The following is a 1,454-nucleotide window of genomic DNA, read 5'->3' on the forward strand; positions in this document are numbered from 1 at the left end:
GGCCATGTCGGCTCTCCCGCTCCCGCCGTGCTGCGCCTGCTCGAAGGCGTTCCGGTGGTGCCTTTCGACGGTGTGGGCGAAACAGTGACGCCGACGGCCGTATCTCTGCTCAAGGCTCTTGGAGCCGAGTTTGGCAAATGGCCCGCCATGACCGTCACGAAGAGCGTCATCAGCTACGGGAGCAAGGTCTTTCAGAACGCTACCAACGGGGCTGTTTGGGTTCTGGGCGCATAATACCGCGCGGCCGGCTTCCTGCTCCACGTAATATCCATTCTCATGGCGGCCGCGGCCGGCGTAATGCCAGGGCCGCGGAGCCATCCACCCCGGCTTCGGCCATGTAAACCCGTCAACGGAACATAATGGCGCAGCGCGATGACCCAGCACCATGTCACAGGAAAACCCCGCCTTCGGGTCGGCATATACGGGGGCAGCTTCAACCCGGTACACTTGGGGCACGTCCGCGCCGTCGAGCTGTTCGTCGAGCGGTTGCAGCTGGATTGCGCCCTGGTCATCCCGTCTTCATTCCCGTTTTACAAGAATACGCGCCCGACCCCGTTTATGCACCGGTACGCCATGTGCCTGCTGGCCTTTCAGAAGACTCTCAAGGTCATCGTGTCAGACCTGGAAAGGAACCATCCGCGGGGCATGCATACTTGTGACGTGATCCGCGAGATCCGCTCGCACTATGATACGGCTGCCCTGTATTTGCTGGTGGGTGTTGACGTGTTCCGGAAAATGCCGGGTTGGGAAGACGTCAACTCCATTCTTCGCGAGACGGAAATCGTGGTGTTGCGGCGGGAAACCGAGGAGGAAGTACCGCCTTTCCCTTTCCCCGGGGCCAGGGTGACGGTGCTGGACGATCCCGCGCTGCCGCTGTCCGCGTCCGAGATACGGAGTGACATCGAGGCGGGTTGTTCTGTCCAGGGCAAAGTGCCGGAGGAAGTCGCGGAGTATATGGAGACCTTTCGGCTCTATGGGATCCGGGGCAGAGAGTAAAAAAGCCCGGACGTTTTGGCAAATGGCTTGCTTTCTATGGCGCTCCTTTATATGTCAGTGAGGTAGCCTTGCAGGATCAGCAAGGTTCACAACATACAATGGAGGAATTATGACAAAAGCGGAGCTCGTAAAACAGCTGAAGGAAGAAGCCGGGCTTGATACTCTGGCTCAGGCGGAAAAGGCTTACATCACTCTTTTTTCAAAGCTCGCGGAGGCGCTGAAGAATGGAGAGAGTATAGCAATCTCCGGTTTCGGCAGCTTCAAGACGGTAAAGCGGGCCGCCCGTAAAGGCCGCAACCCCCGCACCGGCCAGGAAATTCATATTGCAGCACAATGTTGTCCGGTTAAGCACCCATAGCTAACAGGCTATAACTATAGGTGTTTATAGTTTTTCGTCTTCGCGGATTCAGAAGTTCTTCCAGAGAATCCTTGCCGAACAGATTCAAGCAAATGAGCTC

Annotated in this window: 3 protein-coding genes; all 3 read left to right on the plus strand. The window is 57.2% G+C overall.

The genetic code is table 11. The features are described from left to right. The coding region (larC, locus tag V6C07_RS10155; RefSeq protein ID WP_333536336.1) for a nickel insertion protein at positions 1–234 on the plus strand (234 nt) is incomplete at its 5' end. Between the two features lie 138 nt (positions 235–372). Further along, positions 373–996: a nicotinate (nicotinamide) nucleotide adenylyltransferase gene (gene nadD, locus V6C07_RS10160; RefSeq protein WP_333536337.1), complete on the plus strand. Its 624-nt coding sequence runs from the start codon at positions 373–375 to the stop codon at positions 994–996. A 109-nt stretch (positions 997–1,105) separates the two neighbouring features. After that, complete coding sequence (locus tag V6C07_RS10165; protein ID WP_333536340.1) at positions 1,106–1,354, plus strand: HU family DNA-binding protein; 249 nt, start codon at positions 1,106–1,108, stop codon at positions 1,352–1,354. The last annotated feature ends 100 nt before the right edge of the window (positions 1,355–1,454 follow it).

The organism is Desulfovibrio sp. 1214_IL3152, from assembly GCF_036763055.1.
Taxonomy (GTDB): domain Bacteria; phylum Desulfobacterota; class Desulfovibrionia; order Desulfovibrionales; family Desulfovibrionaceae; genus Desulfovibrio.